The following is a 19,714-nucleotide window of genomic DNA, read 5'->3' on the forward strand; positions in this document are numbered from 1 at the left end:
ATTATCAATGAATCTCAAGAGCCAAGTCGAATGGGCACTCCACTGCTGCGCCATTCTCGCAGGCCTGCCAGAGGGCCGTTATCTGTCCACCAAAGCGTTGGCGGAGTTTCACGGGCTTCCGAAGGAATACCTTTCGAAGGCCCTACAGGGACTTTCCCAGGCTGGCCTGGTGAATACGACCCTTGGCCCCACCGGCGGGTACCGATTGGCCAGGATGCCGGCCGAACTGACGTTTCTCGACATCGTCGAAGCCGTCGAAGGCAAGTCCCGCACCTTCATCTGCAATGATATCAGGGCGAACAATCCCTGCAGGCCGGCGGGCTTCTGCGAAGAGGGGCCTTGCGCGATCGCTCGGATCATGTGGGAAGCCGACGAGGCATGGCGCGAGAAACTTCGCAGCGTGAAGCTTTCTGACCTGGTGGAGACGCTCTCAAAAGATATTCCGCGGGATCTTTGGAAGAGCAGCTTTGAATGGGTGCTAGATCGCGCCGGATGATGGTTTTCAGGCGAGATTGAGGGGAAGGGGCTGAGGCGGCATTGCAAGATAAAAACCCTGCTCCCTGCAGTGGCGGTGAACACAAGCGATCACTGCGTTTCGAGCAGCCGTCCTTTCTGCCGGGCTTGCGACTCGAAACTGCAGCTCGGTCTCGATAGCAATCGCATCGATCCCCTTTAGTGCCACGACCGGCGGCGGATCCTTTATGATAGCGTTGCAGTCCTGAAGCGCGACGCGCATGAGCTCTTCGACGCGCTCGGGCTCGTGGCTAGCCGCAATTCTAATTGATAACGTGATCTGATGGCTTTCATCAGGTCGACTGAGATTGGTCAGGCCCACCTTGGCGAGAACGCTGTTGGGTAGGACAACAACGTTATGAGCGCCCGTGATGAGGGAGATGGACCGCCAGTTGTTTTCGATGACCCTTCCCTCGGTACCGTCGCTGAGAACGATCCAGTCGCCGATTGCAAACGGCTGACCCAAGGTCAACGCGACACCAGAAAACACGTCGCCCAGCGTATTCTGCAGTGAAGATGATGGCAACGACGCCGGAGGTTGCGATCAGCGTGCCGATTGGCGCCTTGAACACAAAGCCAAGTATGGAAAGCGCCACGCTGAGGTAGACAATCGCGACGATGAGGTCTTGCAGCAGTCTCGCTTCGCGAGGCCGCCGCTCAAGTACGATGTAAATGCGGACAAAGCCGATGAGCGTCCAGGCAAGGTGAGTCCACCACAAGACTCGGGCACAGGTTGCCATGACAGCGCTGAAGCCCGTGAGGTATAAGTCGTCGACACGATGCGGCATGATTCCGGCCACCGGCAGAACGACGGTCATGGCAGTAAAGAAGAGGATCTGGACAACAAGCCTGGCGGTCGGACGCCCACGACCCTGAAGATGCCAGACAACGATGCCGGCAATTCCCAGAAGATTGATCAGCAACAACGGCAGCACCAGGTGTTCCCCCACACAAAAGCCCGGGCCCTCCAAGGGAGCGCCCAAGGAAGGCGCCGAGGCTCTAGCAGGCCCGGCGCCCCGCTGTCTCCTATTACTTCTTCATGGGATAGGTGAGTTCCTTTTCGCTGGTATCTACCACGAAAACGGCAAGCAGCTTGGCAGTTTCTGTTTTACTGCCGTTTTCGCTCACTCCATGGCGATCACCGGGCATCTCCGAGAAGCTTTCACCCGCCTTGTAAACCTTGACCGGTCCATCATTGACCTGGCTACGGATCGAACCCTCGAGCACTGTTGCGTAGATGAAAGCCGTGCTCGGATGGGTATGCCCCTCTGAAAATCCGCCCGGGCCGTACTCTACGAGCACGCCCTTGATGCTCTTACCTGGAACGTTCGGAAGCTCATGCTCATACACGAGCGTCACTTTGGACGCCTCGCCGGCCACTGCAACGCCGGTGGCGGCCATCCCCGTCAGTCCCGCAACGAGAAGCGAAAAGGCCATAATGGATCTGATCACTGTCATTCTCCTGTTCTTTATGATTGCGCCACTGTTCGCGACGCAAATCGATCACTTGCGCTGAGCCGTGGCAAACCATTGCTCGAAGGTGATCCGGCCAAGCTTGGGATTGTCGTCAGAGACGAGTGAGCCTTCGTCTAGCCGGGCGCCAAAATAGCGAGCGTCCGTATCAGGCTCCACTTTCCGCCCGTCGCCAGTGACTTCGAGATAGCGGGTAACGAGCTCACTAAGTCGGAAACGCTCGGGACCTGCTATTTCCACCGTCCCGTTGACCGGGGAGGAAACGGCGACCTCGGCCATCGCCGCGGCGACGTCGTCAGACGCGATCGGCTGGACGTACGCTGGTGAGAGCCGCACTTTATCACCGGTCGTTCCGGATTGCGCGATGCCGCCAAGAAACTCCATGAACTGCGTCGAGTGGACAATGGTGTAGGGAATGCCCGACGCCTTGATCAGTTTTTCCTGCGCGAGCTTTCCCCGGAAATAGCCACTTTCCTGCAGTCGTTCGGTGCCGACGACAGAGAGCGCGATATGATGTTTGATACCGGCCGCCTTTTCGGCCTGAAGGAGATTACGGCCGGAGGTTTCGAAGAAATCGAGCACGGCCTTGTCTTCGAAAGATGGCGAGTTGGCGAGGTCGACGACAACATCGCAACCGACCAATGCCGCAGCCAAGCCCTCCCCTGTCACGGTATTCACGCCCGTGTTCGGAGAGGCCGCAAGGACGTCATGTCCTTGCCTTCGCAACCGTTCCACAGTCTTGGAACCGATCAGGCCAGTTCCGCCAATAATGACTATTTTCATGGGTTTCTCCCGGCTTGCGGCCGCGCCGCGAATGTTGGGGGTCTGGGGCAAAGGGGCTTAGTTCAAGCCCGCCTTGTCGAGACCGTAAAGTTTGTCGGCAGAACCCGGAACTGTCTTGAACGCAATGCTGGCACGGTTCCAGGCATTGATCACCATGATTGCAAAAGTCAGGTCAGCGATCTCTTTCTCTGAAAGCTGGCCTCGAACGCGCTCGTAAAGCTCGTCGGGAATTCCGCCCTCCGGCAGTCTTGTTACAGCTTCAGTCCAGGCGAGTGCTGCCCGTTCGCGCGGTGCAAACAGGGTTGATTCCCGCCAGATGGCGACGTGATAAAGGCGCAGCTCCGTTTCGCCATGCAACTTGGCTTCCTTGACATGCATATCGAGGCAGAAACCGCATCCATTGATCTGCGACGCCCTGATCTGCCCGAGATCATGTAGCTTGGTTTCGATGACGCTGTCCTTCAGGCTCATGCTGAGCTCAGAAAGCTTCTTGAACAATTCCGGGGATTGCTGTGCGTAGTTCAGGCGCTGGGTCATGTCCGTCTCCTTATTTAAGGATATTTGTTATCCTTATGGATATAAGATATCCGTAATTGCTGGACAGTAAAGCGCTAACAGTCTAATCTGGAACATAACGCTTATGTCGAACGGTACGGGTCAAGAGAAATGGATATCGTCTGCGCGCTGAGGACATTCCTGAGGGTCGCCGAAACGGGCTCGTTTTCTGCGGCCGCGGTCGACCTCGGCCTGACCCAGCCAGCCGTGTCCCGGCAGGTTTCGGCACTTGAAGAGCACCTCAGCATCCGGCTTTTTCATCGTACCACGAATGCGCTCGCCCTGACCCTCGAGGGTGAGCAGGTCATCACTATGGCATTGAAGGTGGTCGACGCGGTGGACACACTAAACGAGGCGTCGGGTGCCGAAGCAGCCAACGCAATGGGCCGTGTGCGCCTCGCATTGCCAGCGCCACTTGGTCTTTATGTGAGCGATCGCCTAGCGCCGCTTCTCGAACTGCATCCCGGCCTGTCGGTCGAACTCCTTTTGCGGGAGGACCCGTCCGATCTCATTGGCGAGGGCATTGATCTCGAGGTGCGCCTCGGCCCTGTCTCCGACAGCAGCCTCATGTGCCGGCGGATTGGCTGGACAACGGCCTTTCTTTGCGCAGCCCCCTCCTACGTCGAACGCTGCGGAGTTCCAAAGGCTCCAACCGAGGTCAGCGACCACGAATGTATCTGCTATAGCCGTGCTGGAGATGGCCGATCATGGTTATTTTCAAATGGCTCGGACGAAATGATTGTCCGTATTTCACCACGACTGGTAGCCAATAGCGCTCTTGCCGTACACCGCGCCGTGATGAACGGAAGTGGACTTGCCGTGCTTTCGCATATTCTGGCATGCCCCGATATCGAGGCGGGCCGGCTGATAAACGCCATGCCTGACTTTCCACCCGCACGACTCCCTATCAACCTTGTTTACCCGTCGCGAAAAAACCTCCCCCTGCGGGTTCGAACCGTTCTCGATTTCCTGGTCGTGGCCATCAGGGAAGATCCATTGATGGCGGCCTGATCTCGCCCCCGATGCACCGCGGAGTTGCGATGTCCTTGCGAGGCTGCCGACAGGGGTCTAGGTCTTGCCTGCCACAGGCCCGAAACTGGCCGAGATCGACTCCACCGCATAATGGCGTTGCCCGCGCCGGCAGAGATAGACTTCTCGTTCAGGATTTTGCTCGATCACGAAACCGGCGCTTCGCAGCATCGCTTCAACCGCCGCCTTGTTGGGGATGAACCAGTTTGTCGGATCCGAGGCGTAGCGCTCCTCAACGAAGAAAAGCTTCGGATAGTCAGGCTGGTCGAAGATCGACCACTCGGAAAAAGGGTAGTCCTCCTCAAGGGCCGGCAGGCGCTCGTCACCTCGCTGGAGGCACTGGAACAACAGGGTTTGACCGACAACATGCTCGTAGAGCAGGTCGAGCGCCAAGAGCGGGTGGCGCAAATGGTAGAGGACCCCCATGAAGATGACGAGGTCGAAGCTTTCGCCGAGGGTGCCGACGTCGTAGACCGACATCTGCCGAAACTCGATGTCCAGTCCCGCTCGCTCGGCGGCGAAACGCGCCTGGCGCAGATAGTGCTCGTCCGCATCGATGCCAAGCACCCGCCCGGCATTGCGACGTTTCATCTCCTGACTGTAAAAACCGGCATTGCAGCCGATGTCGAGGACGCTGCGACCATCGAGATCCATTGGCAAGACATGCTGGAAGCTCTGCCATTTGAAGCGAGGATAGTCGCCAAGAAAATGGTCCGGCGCCGTCTTGACGCCGCCAATGTCGAGATTGTGGAACCAGGGAGCGAGTTCGGCAATTTCCTTCTCCAACACGCTCCGGCTGGTTCTGCGACAATTATCCATGCTCCTAGATCCCGACCGAGGTGGTCGCACCGACTGCTTTGGCCTTCATGAGCGATCGCCGTTTGCCAGGAACCTGTTTATCGCCGAGCGTCGCCACGAACCAGGCAGCCGTCTGGCGAAGACCGTCGGCAAGAGCAATTTTTGGTTCCCAGACGAGGAGGTCTTTTGCTCGCGCGATATCCGGCCGACGACGCTGCGGATCGTCTTGCGGCAGCGGACGGTAGACGATCTGGGTGGCTCCAGGAACGATCGCGACGACCATCTCGGCGAGCTGGTTGATGGTGAACTCTCCGGGATTGCCGAGATTGACCGGATGCTGCGGATTGGGCTCGACGTTCATCAAGGCCATTAGACCGGCGATGAGGTCGCTGACGAAGCAGAAGGAACGGGTCTGTTCACCGCTGCCGTATATCGTCAGAGGATCACCGGAGATCGCCTGGACAAGCAGGTTGGAGATGATGCGGCCATCATGGGGTTGCATGCGCGGGCCATACGTGTTGAAGATGCGCGCGACGCGCGCATCCACGCGCCCAGCACGCAGCAGGTCGAAGCAAAGGGCTTCGGCAGCCCGTTTTCCTTCGTCGTAGCAGGCCCGCGGTCCCGTGCAGCTGACATTGCCGCGGTAATCCTCGCGCTGCGGATGTTCGGCCGGATCACCATAGACCTCACTGGTGGAAGCCTGCAGGAATGCGGCATTGTGTTCTTCCGCAAGTGCCAGGAGATTGCCGGTTCCGGCAACGCAGGTCATCATGGTGTGGACGGGATCGGCCTGATATTGGGGAGGCGACGCTGCGCAGGCCAGGTTGTAGATCTGGTCAAGCGGCTCATCGACATTGCGCAAGTCGCATATGTCAATTTCGATGAGGCGAAACCCCACATGGTTGGCGAGCGGTCGCACATTTGCCGCAGACCCGGTGATGAAACTGTCGACGCAGAGCACGCGCTCACCGCGGGCCAGCAACGCGTCGCAAAGATGCGACCCGACGAAACCGGCACCGCCGGCAACCAGGATGGTTCTGCTCTTGCCGTTCTGCTGCATTACATTCTCCTCACGCTGTCAAACTTTGGATAAGTTGTCATTGTTGCGGGTGGATCTTGATCAAGCATCGCAAGCGCGCTTGTCATCTGGCGCGCGCGCGCAAGGCCGGTATGGTTGGCCAGAACTTCCCTCCGCGCTGCTTGCCCAATCCTCTGGCGCTTCTCATCGTCCATCTTTGTCAGAGCATTGACGACATCATCGCTCGTGCGGGCAATGACCAGCGCTTTGCCATCAGGCAGAAGATCGCTGAGGCCGCGCCAATCGTCGCTGATGATCGGGACGGCGCAGGCGCCCGCCTCGAACAGGCGCACACTTGGCGACCAGCCTGCAGCCACCATGTCAGCGCGCGTCACATTCAGCGTGAAGCGTTGCCGACTATAGAAAGATGGATGCTCGGATGGCGGCAGATGGTCGATGCGCTCGACATTGGCGGGCCATTCGATCTCGCGGGGGTATTGTGGTCCGGCAACGACGAAGCGGTGGTCGGGCAGGCGACGCGCCGGCTCGATCAACAGCCTTTCAAGCGTCGGCTGCCGGTCCGCACTATAGGTCCCTAGATAGCCGAGATCCCACCGCAGCGGCTCCTTCGTATTGACATATCGGTCGGCATCGACGGAGCAGTAGAGTGCAAGCGCTTTTCTTGCCCCATAGCGATGCTCCAGCCTCTCCAGTACACCGCCACCGGAAAAGGAAAAGTAGATATCGAAGAGCGGGATCTGCCGCCGCGCGACATAGGGCTCCTCGCCTTTTTCGAGGCAAGCAAGCGTCACCGGCGTATCGATATCATAAAAGCACAAGCGCCTCGGCCGAAGCCGGCCCAGCCGGTCGATAAGTTCCTGGCCTTCGGGGACATAGGAACCGACAATGACAGCATCGGCTTCGTTCAACCGCGCCCCATGGGCCACAATCATGGCATCGATCGCATTATAATAGGCGAGCGTGCAGAAATCGGGAGACGGCAAATCCCGCTGGCTTGCATACCAGGGCACGTCCCTTTCCAGAAAGAGGACGCTGTGGCCCGAGGCTGCAAGCCCGCGTATCAGCGCGCGAAAGGTGGTCGCATGGCCATTGCCCCAGGAGGAGGACAGAGACAGGCCGAGAATGACGATATCGCGCGCTCTCGTCATGCGGCAGCTCCCGTACGGGCGCGCAGCTGGGCGCGAAAGATGCTGTCGACGATTTCGGCCCGCTGCGTATAGGTATGATTGGCAAGGACACGGGCCATCGCCTTCTTACCGATCGATCTCGCCCTCTCCGTTGTTAGATCTGCGAGAAGATCGACCACGTCCTTCCCATCCCGGGCAACGAGGACCTCCTCGTCCGGCCTGAGGAACAACTCGATGCCCTCCCAGTGATCGGTGATGAGACAGGCGCCGGCGCCGGCCGCTTCAAATACCCGGGTTGCCGGCGAGAAGCCGTTCTGAGCCATGCTTTCGCGTGAAATATTGAGGACGGCCTTCGGTGTGACGTTGAAGGCATTATGCTCGCCGGTCGCCACATGGCCGACCCGTTTGATGTTGGACGACATCGGCTTGTCATGCCAGCCCGAACCGCCCAGCAGGAAGCGTGTCTGAATCAGGCGAGAGGCAGGTTCGAGAAAGAAATCCTCAACGCGCGCCTCGCGGTCGGGAAGACGGTTGCCGAGGAAGCCGAGATCGGCGCTGAAGCGCTCGTCCGGCGCCACCGGGTGATGGGTGTCGGGGTCGAGAGCGTTATAGATCGGAATGCACTCGCGTGCCCCAAGTCCCCCATAGGCCTGCACCACGGGATCGCCGCCGCCATAGGTCAGGACAAGGTCGAGGGTGCCGAGTGCCTGTCGCAAAGGGTGTCCGGCATCGCCGCGAATCTCGAGCAGCGTAGCCGGCGCGTCGACATCCCAGAAGATCTTGAGCGCACCTGGTCGCGCGTGGACAAGAACCTCTTCCAGCAGACGTTCGTCCTCAAAGCCGACGCCGCTTGCCTTGACGACGATATCGGCCTCGCCTGCACGGGCGGCGACGGTCTTCAACGAACCGATCGTCCCTTCATAGACGACGACTTTGCACCAGTCCGGTGGATCGATGTCCCGGTTCTGCTGCCGCTCGTAGACATCGGGCTCGTAGAATGTGATGTCGTATCCCCGCACTGCGAGCGCACGCAGCAGGCCGCGATAGTAGGTGGCGGCCCCGTTCCAATAGGCCGATACGAGACTTGAGCCGTAAAAGGCGATCTTCACTGTGCAGCCTCCCCTGCCGCGAGCTGCTGGATAACGGAGCGGCTGCCGACATCGGCCAGAATCGTCAGAAGCTCGTCGACGCGGTGGCGACAAGTGTGGCGCGATCTGACCGTTTCCAGTCCGGACTTAGCGAGCGTTGCCGCAAGATCCGGATCGGAAAGAACTTCCTTCAGACGACGCTGCATCGCTGCACCATCCTCGGCCACGAGGTAGTCGGTGCCGGGCCGGAAGAGCTGCTCCACGTCGTTCCATGGCGCCGAGATGAGCGGAATTCCGCAGGCGAGCGCTTCGAAGACGCGGATGGTTGGTATGCCTGGCAAATGGCTGACATAGGGTCTGCGCGGAATATGGACCGTCACCCTGTTGCGCGCGAAGGCCAGGGGCGCCTGCGCATTGGCGATCCAGCCGCCATAGGAAATTCCGCCGTCCTTAAGGGCAGACAGGGCATCAGCGGGATAGCGCACGCCACGGACGGTTGCTCGAAGGCCAAGCTCTTTGACGGGGCGAACAAGGAATTCCAGGATCTCTTCGGACCGTTCGTCATCACCCCAATTGCCGATCCAGATGAGATCACCGGTCTTGTCAGCCCCTGGCATGGGCCGGAACAATGTGTCGTCGGCAGCCTCATGGAAGGTGAAAACGGCCTTGGCCCAACCGGCCTTGAGATAGCGCTGCCTGAGGGTTTCGCCAAAAGCAAGCACAGCGTCATAGCCATCGAGCGACAGGCCGGACATATCCGTCTCGGCCGATACCGCGCGATGATGAGTGTCATGAAAGAGCAGCGTGAAGCGGGCACCGTTACGACGAGCCCGGCCAATGCGGGATATGAGCTCAGGATCTGTCCATTCATGGACTATCACCACATCGGCGTCAGCAAGGGCTGCTTCATGGTCGAAATTTTCCGGGTAAATCTGCGCTCGCAACCCGGGAAAGGTGTCGGAGAACGCCTCGATCGCCGCCGGGCCCTGGTCGGCGAGAAGATTAAGCCGGCTCCAGGAATCATGCGGCTCGAGCGCCATCGTCACATGGCCGCGACGGCCAAGATCACGCATCAGGCCGCGAAGGAAATGCGCATTGCCGTGGTTCCAGTCGGACAGCAGCGAGTGTGTGTAAAAGACAAATTTCATGATCTACTCCGCTGCGCTTGAAGCGCGTTTCCGTTCAAGAAGATTCGAGTAGAGGCGGGCCATGGACGACGCCTGCACATCAACCGTCAAGCGCTGCGCGCGTTCCTGCGCCGTTCGCACAAGGCGACCGCGAAGCCCGACATCAAGCAACAGGCGGTTGACCGCCTTGCTAAAGGCTGCTGGACGATGTGGTTCGGCAAAAACCGCCGCCCCGTCCCAGAGTTCCCGATAGGTCGGGATGTCAGCGAGTACCAGCGCGGCGCCGCAGCGCGCCGCCTCAAGGGGAGCGAGGCCAAAAGGCTCGTAGAGCGACGGCGAGACGACGATCGCGGCCCGCCGCATGAGCGCCATAGCATCTGCGTGCGGCAGGGCGCCGTAATTGCGTGTGTGCGTCATCGTCACGCCCTGCCCGTTGGGCCCGCGATCGGCACCGACCGTCAGGAGAGGGCAGGCCATCTGCGCGGCAGCCGCATTCAGCACCGCGCCGTTCTTGCCCTCGTCCCACCAGCGCCCCGCCGCAAAAGCAAACTCCTCCTTGCGACCGGCGATGAGAGGCACGGCGCTTGCATTATAGATCACGGTCAGATTTTCGAAGGGACCGTACGCCGCCTCCAGCATCGCTGCATGGCTGCTGCTCGGTGCAACGACAGCATCGGCCCTCTTGAAACCGCGGGCGTTGAGTGCCTGCTGCCAGCGCCAATCGACAGGCACCGCGCTGGCGCGGACCGCCGCAAACCAGGTGACGACGCAGGAATGGGACACGGCGACGACAGGCATGGCGAGGTCAAGCCGGGCTGCCTGGGACGGAAGATTTAGGTGCAACAAATCAACCCGCCTTTGCGTGGCGAGCGCAGCGATCGTCGACGGAACGGTCGTCAGCGCGCCCTCCCCCGCCACCATCCAATCTAGCGGCTCGTCGAGCCAATCGAGATCGCCGATCGAAAGCGCCTCGTCCCGCTGTTGCCCAGTCGGCGGTGGACCGAGACCGACGAAACAGGTGTGGATCCCCTCCCGCCGCAGCCCGACGGCGAGATCCATGGCATAGCGCCAGACGCCGCCAACCGCGTCGAGGGTCATCATCATGCGCTGCTGCGCAACCATCGGCGAGGCCTGCCTCATGCCGGCACCTTGCGGAGATCTTCAGTCAGGGGCCGGTCCGCGAAGCGATTGCCAACGATCCACTTGGCGAGTAATTGCAGCCCCTCGCGCCAGGTTACGCGGGAATGCCAACCGACGGCCGCCTGAAGCTTGCGGGTGTCGGCAACAAAGTAGGACTGGTCGCCTGCCCGCCGGTCGCCGAAGGAGGTCGACAGCGGTTCACCGATGATGGCCTCGATTGTCCGCAGCACGACAAGCAAGCTGACGGCATTGGAAGGACCGCCCCCGAGGTTGAAGGCCTGCCCTGCCACGCGGTCGATATTGGCAAGAACGGCGCGATAGGCAGCGACCGCGTCTTCGACATAAAGAATGTCGCGAACCTGTCGGCCGTCGCCATAGATCGCAATCGGTTCACCACTGAGCGCGCGCATGAGAAAATGGGCGACCCAGCCTTGATCTTCCGTGCCGAACTGGCGCGGGCCGTAAATACAGCTCATCCGCAAGACAGCGGTCGGAATTCCGAACGACTTGGCGTAATCGAGCACGTATTGGTCGGCGACGCCTTTCGAGCAGCCGTAAGGGGTGCAAAAATCAAGTGGCCGGTCTTCGGCGACGCCGCGTAGGCGCACGCTCTCATTGGCCGGAATATATCGATCGTCCCCCTCGCGCATGGTCAGGTCGTCGAGCCCACCATAGACCTTGTTGGTGCTGGCAAAGATGACCGGCGCTCTTCGGCCGGCTTTGCGGACGGCCTCCAGCACGTTTATTGTTCCTCGGGCATTGGTCTCGAAGTCGTCGATTGGTCGACTGAGGCTGGTGGTAACGGCCGTCTGGGCGGCGAAGTGAAAGACGGCTTCGGCATCATCAAAACCGGCCTCGATGCTGCGCAGGTCGCGGATGTCCGCAAGTAGGGGATGAACGCGCTTTCCATGCCGTTCGGTCAGCCATGCGAGGTTCTGATCGACGCCCGGACGTGCGAGATTGTCAAGAACGATCACGTCCTTACCGTCCTTGAGGAGACTATCGGCAAGGTTAGAGCCAATGAAGCCGCTGCCGCCGGTAATGACGACGGGCGCAGCACCCGTGGCAAGATTGGGGCTTGCAAGGCGGCTGACTTCATGGAGCCGTGCGACGCCGCCCTCGATCAGCAGGCGAGCAAGCAGCTTCGGTTGGTTGTCGTGCGAGACGGCACCGAGATGATAATGGCGCGGATCAAACCACAGGCCCTCCTGGACTGGGACATCCGGCGGCACGTCCCGCCACGAGTACCAGTACATCCGGTCGGCCGGAACGCTCAGCGCCTTGATGAAGCGGCGCGCCTGCTCCATCTCGTCGTTTCGCCACGTTGAGTAACCGGTTTCGGTGATCCAGATTTCGGCGGCCGGTTTGAAGCGATCGAGGATCCTGCGCATCTCGCCAAGATGCATGTCCCAGCCGCCCCAGGTCCCCTCTTCGCTGTCCCAGGTGCCCGGGAAGCCGTGGAAGCCGACTGCGTCGACGACGCCAAGCACGCCGCGCTCGCCCATCAGGTTCAGCCAATAGGGATCAAAGGGACAGGGACCACCCAGCACCGGCTTGAAGCCGCGCTGTTTTGCCCAGTGGGCAGCGCCGCCGACCATCTGGCAAAACAGCATGAAGTCACCGTCTTCGCGCCAGTCCCAGTCGAGCAGGTTGTTCGGCTCGTTCCACAATTCCACATGCGTGAAATGCCGGCCGTAGCGATCAAGAATATGGTCGAGAAAATCGGCATAGGACTTCAGGTTGACCGGCGCTCCGGAGGATCGGCCGGTGCGCGACAGGGAGGGCGGCGTATAGTGGAGGCATGGCAGAAGGTCGATGGCTTGGCCCAGCTTCGGGATCAACCAGTCGAACCAGGTCTGGCCGCCGGGGGCCAGATATTCCGCCCAGGACAGGTGCGTCCGCAGGAAACTCGCCCCGCTTGACAGAATATCCGGCAGGATCTCCTCGGTTCGCTCGAATTCGCCTGGCCGGAACCATTCGACAAGGCCGTATTGTCTTGGTTGTTGGCAGGGCGGCGTTGGAGAGGCGCTCATCATGACACCAGCCCCCTTGCTTCCAGTTGCCGCTTCATCTCGGCGCCACGGTCAATGGCGCCGGCGCGCTTGACCCAGTCGGCGAAGGGGCCAAGGGAGTGTTCCAGCCGGAATTGCGGCTCGAACCCGAGGAGCTCGCGCGCCTTGGAGATGTCAGCAAAGCAGTTGCGGATATCGCCCGAACGGGCCTTGTTCATGATGTCCGGGACGATTTCCGGGACATCCATGGCCTCGGCAAGAAGCGAAGCGACCTGCGCTATCGTATAGGAATTGCCGCTGCCTACATTGATGACATGGCCGGCAGCCGCCTTCTGTTCATAGGCAAGGCGGAAGGCGCGCGCCACATCCCTGACGTGGATGAAGTCGCGGCGCTGCTCGCCATCTTCGAAAATCATCGGCGGCTGGAGATTTGCAAGCCGCGAGGCGAAATTGGCCAGAACGCCGGTATAGGGATTGGAAAGGGCCTGACCTGCTCCGAAGACGTTGAAAAGGCGCAGTGCCACCGCGTCCACTCCATAGGCCTCGCCATAGATCAGCACCTGGCGTTCCTGGGCGAATTTCGTCAGAGCATAGATCGAGGCAAGATCGACAGGCTTTTCCTCGTCCGTTGCGACCGGCACGAGATCATTGCCGTCGGGACCGAGAAGGTTCCACATACCAGCCTTGATGCGGTCGCTCCTGCGGCGAGCAAAGCCGATCCGCTCGCCCCTAGAGGTACGGTACCGGCCCTCGCCGTAAACGCTCATCGAGGAGGCGACAACGATCCTCTTGATCGGTTTACCAATCATGGCCTCGAGCAGGACAGCTGTACCGAGATCGTTGCCACCTACATATCTGGCGATCTCGTACATGGATTGTCCGACACCGACCTCGGCAGCCAAATGAATGACGCCGTCCATGCCGTCGAGCGCCTCTGTAACCGCAGCGCGATCGCAGACATTGCCGCGGATGATGTCGGCCGCCTCCGGCATGCTGGCCTCGGCGTCCCCATGCACCTGATCGATCAGGGCATCGAGGATGCGGACCTCGTAATCCGCCTTCAAAAGTTCTTCGGTAACATGTCGGCCGATGAAGCCGCAGCCGCCGGTGACGAGTATTCTTGTCATGGCTACCTCTGCACATTTCGTATCTGTGACAGGGCGCCCAACAACGCTTGGCGGTGAATGTTCCTCATCAATGACATCTTTGTCATCTATAACTTCATCAACCCCAGCATCCTGCCGTCAGTCCGCCCGGACCGGGTGCTTGCGCGCTTGGACGCCAGCAAATTGTGTGATTTTGAGGTCATGTCTAGGAACAGGCTGCCAAAAAGCCCGTGTGAAGAACCCCTTGATGCCGGTCTCCCGAAAGCCGAGTGCCACTCCAGCATCTTCAACTTCATGATCTTCAACTTCTTCCGGAACAGTTTGACGTCTTGTCAGTTCGGGGGGCCTTGATGCGTCATAAAGCTGTCTGCCGTCCGGGCGGAAATAGCGTCCGCATCGGAAGATGCCTGTGCGACCTGTCAAAAGAGCCCGTTGATCGGGAACCAGAGTGGCTGGAACAGGCAGCCAAGTTCAAATGAGGAGACCGTTATGGACATGTCCGGAGATAGACGCGCGACATTGATGGCGGCAATCGTGACCGGTCCTGGCACGATCAATGTCGTCAAAGGCGACCTACCTCTGCCAACTGGCCGGCAGGTTCGCATCCGGCTGGAAGGCTGCGGCGTATGCGCATCGAACCTGACGCCGTGGTCGGGACCCGATTGGATGCAGTTTCCGACAGAGCCCGGCGGCCTTGGGCACGAAGGCTGGGGGGTGATTGACGAAATCGGCCCCGGCGTCCACGACCTTCGCATTGGCGACCGCGTGGCTGCCCTCAGCTACCATGCCTATGCCAGCCATGACATCGCCGATGAAGACATGGTGGTGCGCCTGCCACCCGAGCTCGATGGACAACCCTTTCCCGGCGAGCCGCTCGGTTGTGCCATGAATATCTTCAGCCGCGCAGTTATAAGCGCTGGCCAGACCGTTGCGATCATCGGTATCGGTTTCCTCGGCGCACTCTTGACCCAGCTTGCCGTCGACGCCGGTGCACACGTGATCGCCATATCGCGTCGCCAGGCCTCGCTCGACGTCGCCGAGCGACTTGGGGCTGCTCATAGAATCCTGATGGACGATCACTGGCGCATCATTGAGGAGGTCCGTTCGTTGACCGACGGTCGTTTCTGCGACCGGGTGATCGAAGCTGTGGGCAAACAATGGCCACTCGACCTTGCCGGCGAGCTGACGATGGAGCGCGGGCGTCTGGTCGTCGCCGGTTACCACCAGGATGGTCCGCGGCAGGTTAACATGCAGATGTGGAATTGGCGCGGCCTCGATATCATCAACGCTCATGAGCGCGACCCTAAGATTTACGTCGCTGGCATCCGCCTGGCGATCGAGGCGATCGCTTCAAAACGCCTCGACCCGCTGTCGCTCTACACCCACAGCTATCCGCTGGATCGGCTCGATCAAGCTCTCAACGACACGCGGGACCGTCCAGGAAATTTCCTCAAAGCGCTGGTGATCTACTGATGAACGGGATGATTTCCAACCATATTGCCAATCGAGACATAGCAGGCCAGGCCAGGCCGTTGCGGCTTGGTTTCCTCGGTGTCGGCTGGATCGGCCTCAATCGCATGCGCGCCCTGACGCAGAGCGGGGTTGCCGAGGCCGTGGCGATCGCCGATCCTTCGCCGCAGATGATCAAGGAGGCAAAGACGATAAGCCCTGAGGCGAGACATGTTGCAAGCCTTGGCGATCTTCTCACCGAGAACCTCGACGGCGTTGTCATTGCCACACCGAGCGCAAACCATGCCCTGCAATCCATCCAGACCCTGGAGGCCGGCATGGCGGTGTTCTGCCAGAAGCCACTCGGGCGAACCGCCGCAGAGGTGCGGGCCGTCGTGTCGGCCGCAAGAGCGGCGGATCGGCTGCTGGGGGTCGATCTGTCCTATCGGCATACGCGTGCAATGCAGGCCATTCGTACGATCGCCCAGAGCGGGGAGTTGGGCAAAATCTTTTCCGTCGACGTGACGTTTCACAACGCTTATGGCCCGGATAAGGCCTGGTTTTACGATAGGAGCCTCTCGGGGGGCGGATGCGTCATCGACCTCGGCGTCCACCTGATCGATCTGGTCTTGTGGATCCTGAACTTTCCCGGGATCATCGACGTATCGAGCCGGCTGATGCGCGAGGGTGAGGTGCTGACGAGCCCGTCGGACGCGGTCGAGGACTACGCCCTGGCGACGCTGGAACTTGAGGGCGGCACCACTGTGCGCCTTGCCTGTTCCTGGAGACTGCAGGCCGGTCGCGATGCGGTGATCGAGGCACAGCTGTTCGGCACCAATGGCGGCTGCGCGTTTAAAAATGTCGAAGGCTCCTTCTATGACTTCACTGCCGAGCGCTATCGCGGCACCCAGCGTGAAACGCTTGTCGAGCCTCCGGACGACTGGGGCGGCCGTGCGGCCATCGGGTGGGCGCGGCGGCTTCATCGCAACAGCGGCTTTGATCCTGAGTGTGAGAGCAGTATTGGCGTCGCCGAAGCTATCGAGCGCATCTACGGAATTTGATCGGCAGAACAAAAATCGGCGAGCGGGTTGGGAACAGCACTCCTCCACCGAAGTTTGACGCATCATCGAAGAAACGCCAGATCGCTCATGCCGCGACGCTTTACATCAAGACGGAAGAGGAAGGCCAATCCGAGCGACCTGATTGCCAGGAGCAGCTTGCCGCACTGGATCATCAGCGCCCTGCGGGCAAGCGGCGTCAGACGTTTCAGTAAGCTTGCCACCTTCCGTGATGACGAGATCCTCAGTATTCAAGGGATCGGCCCGCGAGCACTCTTTCTGATCCGCCAGGGAATGGTTGATGCAACGGCGACGCCAGGCCCGGGAACCGACGACCGGGAAAGCTCAATCGGTTAAGACGCCCGACGGCCTGCTGAAACGATCATTTCAGCGACCGCCGAACTTCGAGATAGTCAAGTTAGCGTGCCGGTTTCGCGTCGCCGTTTAACGCCGGGGGCGGCTGCCGCGGCACAGCGATGAGCATCACGACTACTCCCTCGACTTCTCTTCCAGCACATCGAGAACGCCCTCAGGGGTAATGTCTTCTCGTAGTTCCGCAAGCTCCTCTTCTTCCTTGAGATCGACACCGAGCTTGTCGGCGATGGCGGACATCACGTTGAGAAGCTGGGTCGTCTCATATTCTGCAAGCAAAGATATCTGGAGATTGAGGTCAGCGCGTTTGTCGTCGGCTTCCGACATTCGGTTCTGGCTTATCATGACGAATGTCGAGATGAAGATGGCTTCGACCGAGGCGACCATGGCAAGGACGACGAGAGAGGGATCGAATGCAGGCAGAACCGGAAATAGCCCGACATTTAGGGCAATCCACAACCCGAAAACGAAAGCATGGATATAGACGAAGGTCATCGAGCCTGCAAAGCGCGTGATGCGTTCGGCAAGGCGATCTTGGAGAGACGCTCGTCTGGCCTCTTCCTTCCTGCGTTCGAGAATCGCCTGAATGTTCCGGTCCAGGCGACTGGAAATGGTTGCGGTATCAGCGGCGGCTTGTTTGGGCATGGCGTCAACTCCAGTAGATACCTACCAACATCGATCGGCGATCTCTGTTCCGCAGAGGCCAGTGCTGCAACTGTCGATATTGTTGGCGCTTCTGCAGGCGAAGCATGCGGCCAGCTGGTAATCGAGTTCTGCGCTGGCCTTCATTCTCTTCAGCCTTGCCCACTTCCCGCACCACCCGCGTGTCCTCATCCATGTTTTATTTTCAACGAGCGGAAGGTTCGAGAAGGGTGAGGGATGGCGAGCGTTTCATAAAACGCGGAATGTCGTGTGCCTTAACGCGATTGATTGCGAACTCCGCAAAGCCAGTTCCGGCCCTAAGGCGCGGAGTTCAAGCGAGGTTTCCTCAACCAGTTCCAGAAACCGTCCTGCGAAGCGCTGCACATGAACGTGCCAAAGTCGCCGCTGCAGCATGGGAAGCTTAGGCGAACTCGCGCAAGAGCCCGAGTCGGGCGATCTGAAAAGCAACCATCTTAAGCAGGCTGCGAGGAAGCCGTGCAGACATGACTCCGGCACGGTTCGCAACCATCCTTGTCTCCGCCCTGCTCTTCTAGGACTGCAACGGAGGACGGTACGCGTCAACGGCGGGCTTTACGCATTTAGCTAGACGAGAGACCAGAGCCGTGCCCCCATGTACTATGCGCTTGCCGAATATTTTTCGAGAAAGAAGGTGATACCGAGCCGGTGAGGACGGATCTTCGTCATGCAGCAGCCTTTGAAGAGCGGGTGACGGCAAGATGCCGTTTGATCGCTTGATGGATATCGGTGACTGTGTCGAACAACTGATTGTCCAGATCGATGACATGGAAACGAACGGCAATAAACCTCAGCCGGCCCTCTCCAGGGACAGCGATGCCGACCTCTTGACCACCAAAGATAACAGCTTGCCTTTGCATAAACGCCCCGCGCGAAGAACTTCGGCGCACCATTAGCAAGATCGAATGAAAGATTTACGACGGGCAACCAACGGTAGTAAGTAAAATGCGCGCGCGGCCGCCGAAATGCCGAAACGACATTTTGAACAGCGCGTGCCGTAGAGGTCTGAACGCTTAAGCCGACCAGGATCCGCCCGGGACAGCAACATCTTCGGCCGCCAAAGACGGACGCGACCCGACGCTCCCCACGTCGGGCCGCGCAGGCAGCAGCTTGGGACGATCCCTGACCGCGACGCTGAGCCTGTAGAAGGACCTGTTTCACTGTATTGCCCGTAGCCCAAGGCATGGGTCAACGTCGCTTGAGGGCCGGGAAACCTTGAAATCAGGAGACTAGTGAGTTCCTCCTGAGTGCTATGGCCCTGAAGAAAGAGATCGATAGCTGCGCTGCAGAGGGTTCTTGATGCCTGTTCGTCCGGAGCGGCCCCGTAGTGGTTGTACCAAGTCTTAACCGACCGAGAAAGCACCGCCATGTCAGCATCTTGAATACGCCCGTTGATCATTGCCAACCTTTCGTGCTCACTAAACGCGACGGATTGTGATGATGGTATATTAGAGGTCAATGGAAAACGTGTGTACGCCATCGTACTTGAATGAAAAAGTGCGGAGCCTATTCTCGCATCAGGGACAGACCTGTTGCTAATCTGAACCGGAAACAAAAGTCAGCGAGCTGGGGAGCTTCGATGCCGTCGCAAGCAGACATCAACAACCGAATGCTCAAGGCTCTGACAGCTGACGACTTCGATCTTCTCGCGAAGCATTTGGAAGCTGTCGAACTGCCTGGCAACTTTCTGATGGCAGAGCCCTACAAGGCACTCGATTTCGTTTATTTTCCGGAAAGTGGAATTGGATCAGTGATGGCGGTCGCCGCAACTGGACAGATGGCTGAGGCCGGGATGTTCGGCCGAGAAGGGTTTGTTCCGACTGCTACAATCATAGGTGATGATCTCGTTCCTTATTTGATTGAAATTCATGTGCCGGGAACGGGATATAGAGTGCCAATTGAAGCAATGCGTCAGGCAACGATGAAAAGCCCGACTCTTCAGGTCCCGATGATCAAATACATGCACGTCTTTGCCACCCAGGTGGCGTACACGTCACTGGCGAATGCGAAGTACGACGTGGAACAACGCCTCGCGCGCTGGATTCTAATGTGTCATGACCGGCTTGGCTCTGACGAAATGGCCATTACCCATGAGTACATCGCTCTTATGCTCGGCGTACGAAGGCCAAGCGTGACCACGAGCTTGCATATACTTGAAGGCAAGCGTCTTATTCGTTCCAGCCGTGGCTCTGTGATGGTAAGGGATAGAAGAGGGCTGGAGGCCCTCGCCGCAAGTTCCTACGGTGTTCCCGAACTGGAGTTCGAACGGCTTCTAGGAAAAACGTGAAGGCTGGGCTTCTAAGGCTACATCCGCCGACCCAGCTTCTTTCCAAAATCATCTGAACGACGGCCCGGTGCCTTTCACGA

At 59.4% G+C, this 19,714-nt stretch carries 19 protein-coding genes and 1 pseudogene; 5 read left to right on the forward strand and 15 right to left on the reverse strand.

What is annotated here, in order from left to right:
* Positions 1 to 7: 7 nt before the first annotated feature.
* Entirely contained in the window at positions 8 to 496 is a 489-nt protein-coding gene (locus RGCCGE502_RS17945) for an RrF2 family transcriptional regulator (protein ID WP_016555605.1), read from the forward strand.
* A 6-nt stretch (positions 497 to 502) separates the two neighbouring features.
* On the opposite strand, the pseudogene RGCCGE502_RS17950 reads toward RGCCGE502_RS17945, so the two are convergent.
* The 4 genes and pseudogenes from RGCCGE502_RS17950 to RGCCGE502_RS17965 all read right to left on the reverse strand — a co-directional run bounded on the left by RGCCGE502_RS17950 (position 503) and on the right by RGCCGE502_RS17965 (position 3,306).
* Positions 503 to 1,463: pseudogene (locus tag RGCCGE502_RS17950) on the reverse strand (mechanosensitive ion channel family protein).
* A gap of 79 nt (positions 1,464 to 1,542) precedes the next feature.
* Positions 1,543 to 1,950: a cupin domain-containing protein gene (locus tag RGCCGE502_RS17955; RefSeq protein WP_016555608.1), complete on the reverse strand. Its 408-nt coding sequence runs from the start codon at positions 1,948 to 1,950 to the stop codon at positions 1,543 to 1,545.
* 66 nt (positions 1,951 to 2,016) lie between these two features.
* A complete protein-coding gene (locus tag RGCCGE502_RS17960) occupies positions 2,017 to 2,769 on the reverse strand; it encodes an SDR family oxidoreductase (RefSeq protein ID WP_016555609.1) in 753 nt (250 codons plus the stop codon).
* A gap of 57 nt (positions 2,770 to 2,826) precedes the next feature.
* Complete coding sequence (locus tag RGCCGE502_RS17965; RefSeq protein WP_016555610.1) at positions 2,827 to 3,306, reverse strand: carboxymuconolactone decarboxylase family protein; 480 nt, start codon at positions 3,304 to 3,306, stop codon at positions 2,827 to 2,829.
* A 129-nt stretch (positions 3,307 to 3,435) separates the two neighbouring features.
* Here RGCCGE502_RS17965 and RGCCGE502_RS17970 point away from each other — a divergent pair, with 129 nt between their 5' ends.
* Positions 3,436 to 4,335, forward strand: a complete 900-nt coding sequence (locus tag RGCCGE502_RS17970) for a LysR family transcriptional regulator (RefSeq protein WP_016555611.1) — start codon at positions 3,436 to 3,438, stop codon at positions 4,333 to 4,335.
* Positions 4,336 to 4,392: 57 nt separating this feature from the next.
* On the opposite strand, the gene RGCCGE502_RS17975 is transcribed toward RGCCGE502_RS17970, so the two are convergent.
* Genes RGCCGE502_RS17975 through RGCCGE502_RS18010 form a run of 8 tightly spaced genes read right to left on the reverse strand, consistent with a single transcriptional unit; the run spans position 4,393 to position 13,811 of the window.
* Complete coding sequence (locus tag RGCCGE502_RS17975; RefSeq protein WP_040674941.1) at positions 4,393 to 5,172, reverse strand: TIGR04290 family methyltransferase; 780 nt, start codon at positions 5,170 to 5,172, stop codon at positions 4,393 to 4,395.
* 4 nt (positions 5,173 to 5,176) lie between these two features.
* Positions 5,177 to 6,211, reverse strand: coding sequence for a UDP-glucuronic acid decarboxylase family protein (locus RGCCGE502_RS17980; RefSeq protein WP_016555613.1), 1,035 nt, complete (start codon positions 6,209 to 6,211; stop codon positions 5,177 to 5,179).
* On the reverse strand, positions 6,211 to 7,338 hold the full coding sequence (locus RGCCGE502_RS17985) for a CgeB family protein (protein ID WP_016555614.1): 1,128 nt from the start codon (positions 7,336 to 7,338) through the stop codon (positions 6,211 to 6,213). The genes RGCCGE502_RS17980 and RGCCGE502_RS17985 overlap by 1 nt, the downstream gene beginning before the upstream one ends.
* Positions 7,335 to 8,426, reverse strand: coding sequence for a CgeB family protein (locus RGCCGE502_RS17990; protein WP_016555615.1), 1,092 nt, complete (start codon positions 8,424 to 8,426; stop codon positions 7,335 to 7,337). Before RGCCGE502_RS17990 ends, RGCCGE502_RS17985 begins: the two co-directional genes overlap by 4 nt.
* On the reverse strand, positions 8,423 to 9,553 hold the full coding sequence (locus tag RGCCGE502_RS17995; protein WP_016555616.1) for a CgeB family protein: 1,131 nt from the start codon (positions 9,551 to 9,553) through the stop codon (positions 8,423 to 8,425). Before RGCCGE502_RS17995 ends, RGCCGE502_RS17990 begins: the two co-directional genes overlap by 4 nt.
* Before the next feature lie 3 nt (positions 9,554 to 9,556).
* Positions 9,557 to 10,672, reverse strand: a complete 1,116-nt coding sequence (locus tag RGCCGE502_RS18000; RefSeq protein ID WP_016555617.1) for a glycosyltransferase family 4 protein — start codon at positions 10,670 to 10,672, stop codon at positions 9,557 to 9,559.
* Complete coding sequence (locus tag RGCCGE502_RS18005; protein WP_016555618.1) at positions 10,669 to 12,708, reverse strand: NAD-dependent epimerase/dehydratase family protein; 2,040 nt, start codon at positions 12,706 to 12,708, stop codon at positions 10,669 to 10,671. The genes RGCCGE502_RS18000 and RGCCGE502_RS18005 overlap by 4 nt, the downstream gene beginning before the upstream one ends.
* Positions 12,705 to 13,811: an NAD-dependent epimerase/dehydratase family protein gene (locus RGCCGE502_RS18010; protein WP_016555619.1), complete on the reverse strand. Its 1,107-nt coding sequence runs from the start codon at positions 13,809 to 13,811 to the stop codon at positions 12,705 to 12,707. Before RGCCGE502_RS18010 ends, RGCCGE502_RS18005 begins: the two co-directional genes overlap by 4 nt.
* A gap of 468 nt (positions 13,812 to 14,279) precedes the next feature.
* Between RGCCGE502_RS18010 and RGCCGE502_RS18020 the strand changes: the two genes are divergently transcribed.
* Positions 14,280 to 15,263: an MDR/zinc-dependent alcohol dehydrogenase-like family protein gene (locus RGCCGE502_RS18020; RefSeq protein WP_016555621.1), complete on the forward strand. Its 984-nt coding sequence runs from the start codon at positions 14,280 to 14,282 to the stop codon at positions 15,261 to 15,263.
* Positions 15,263 to 16,300: a Gfo/Idh/MocA family protein gene (locus RGCCGE502_RS18025; RefSeq protein WP_016555622.1), complete on the forward strand. Its 1,038-nt coding sequence runs from the start codon at positions 15,263 to 15,265 to the stop codon at positions 16,298 to 16,300. The genes RGCCGE502_RS18020 and RGCCGE502_RS18025 overlap by 1 nt, the downstream gene beginning before the upstream one ends.
* Positions 16,301 to 16,362: 62 nt before the next feature.
* Here RGCCGE502_RS18025 and RGCCGE502_RS37340 read toward each other — a convergent pair whose 3' ends face one another.
* From RGCCGE502_RS37340 to RGCCGE502_RS18040, 3 genes are all read right to left on the reverse strand, one after another.
* The gene (locus tag RGCCGE502_RS37340) at positions 16,363 to 16,521 is read right to left on the reverse strand and encodes a hypothetical protein (protein ID WP_176705708.1); all 159 of its coding nucleotides are present in this window, start codon (positions 16,519 to 16,521) and stop codon (positions 16,363 to 16,365) included.
* Between the two features lie 265 nt (positions 16,522 to 16,786).
* The gene (locus RGCCGE502_RS18035; RefSeq protein WP_016555624.1) at positions 16,787 to 17,314 is read right to left on the reverse strand and encodes a DUF1003 domain-containing protein; all 528 of its coding nucleotides are present in this window, start codon (positions 17,312 to 17,314) and stop codon (positions 16,787 to 16,789) included.
* 698 nt (positions 17,315 to 18,012) lie between these two features.
* Positions 18,013 to 18,207, reverse strand: a complete 195-nt coding sequence (locus RGCCGE502_RS18040) for a hypothetical protein (RefSeq protein ID WP_016555625.1) — start codon at positions 18,205 to 18,207, stop codon at positions 18,013 to 18,015.
* Between the two features lie 719 nt (positions 18,208 to 18,926).
* On the opposite strand from RGCCGE502_RS18040, the gene RGCCGE502_RS18045 reads away from it, so the two are divergent.
* Positions 18,927 to 19,634: a Crp/Fnr family transcriptional regulator gene (locus RGCCGE502_RS18045; RefSeq protein WP_016555626.1), complete on the forward strand. Its 708-nt coding sequence runs from the start codon at positions 18,927 to 18,929 to the stop codon at positions 19,632 to 19,634.
* Positions 19,635 to 19,714 lie beyond the last annotated feature (80 nt).

Source organism: Rhizobium grahamii CCGE 502 (assembly GCF_000298315.2).
Classification (GTDB): domain Bacteria; phylum Pseudomonadota; class Alphaproteobacteria; order Rhizobiales; family Rhizobiaceae; genus Rhizobium; species Rhizobium grahamii.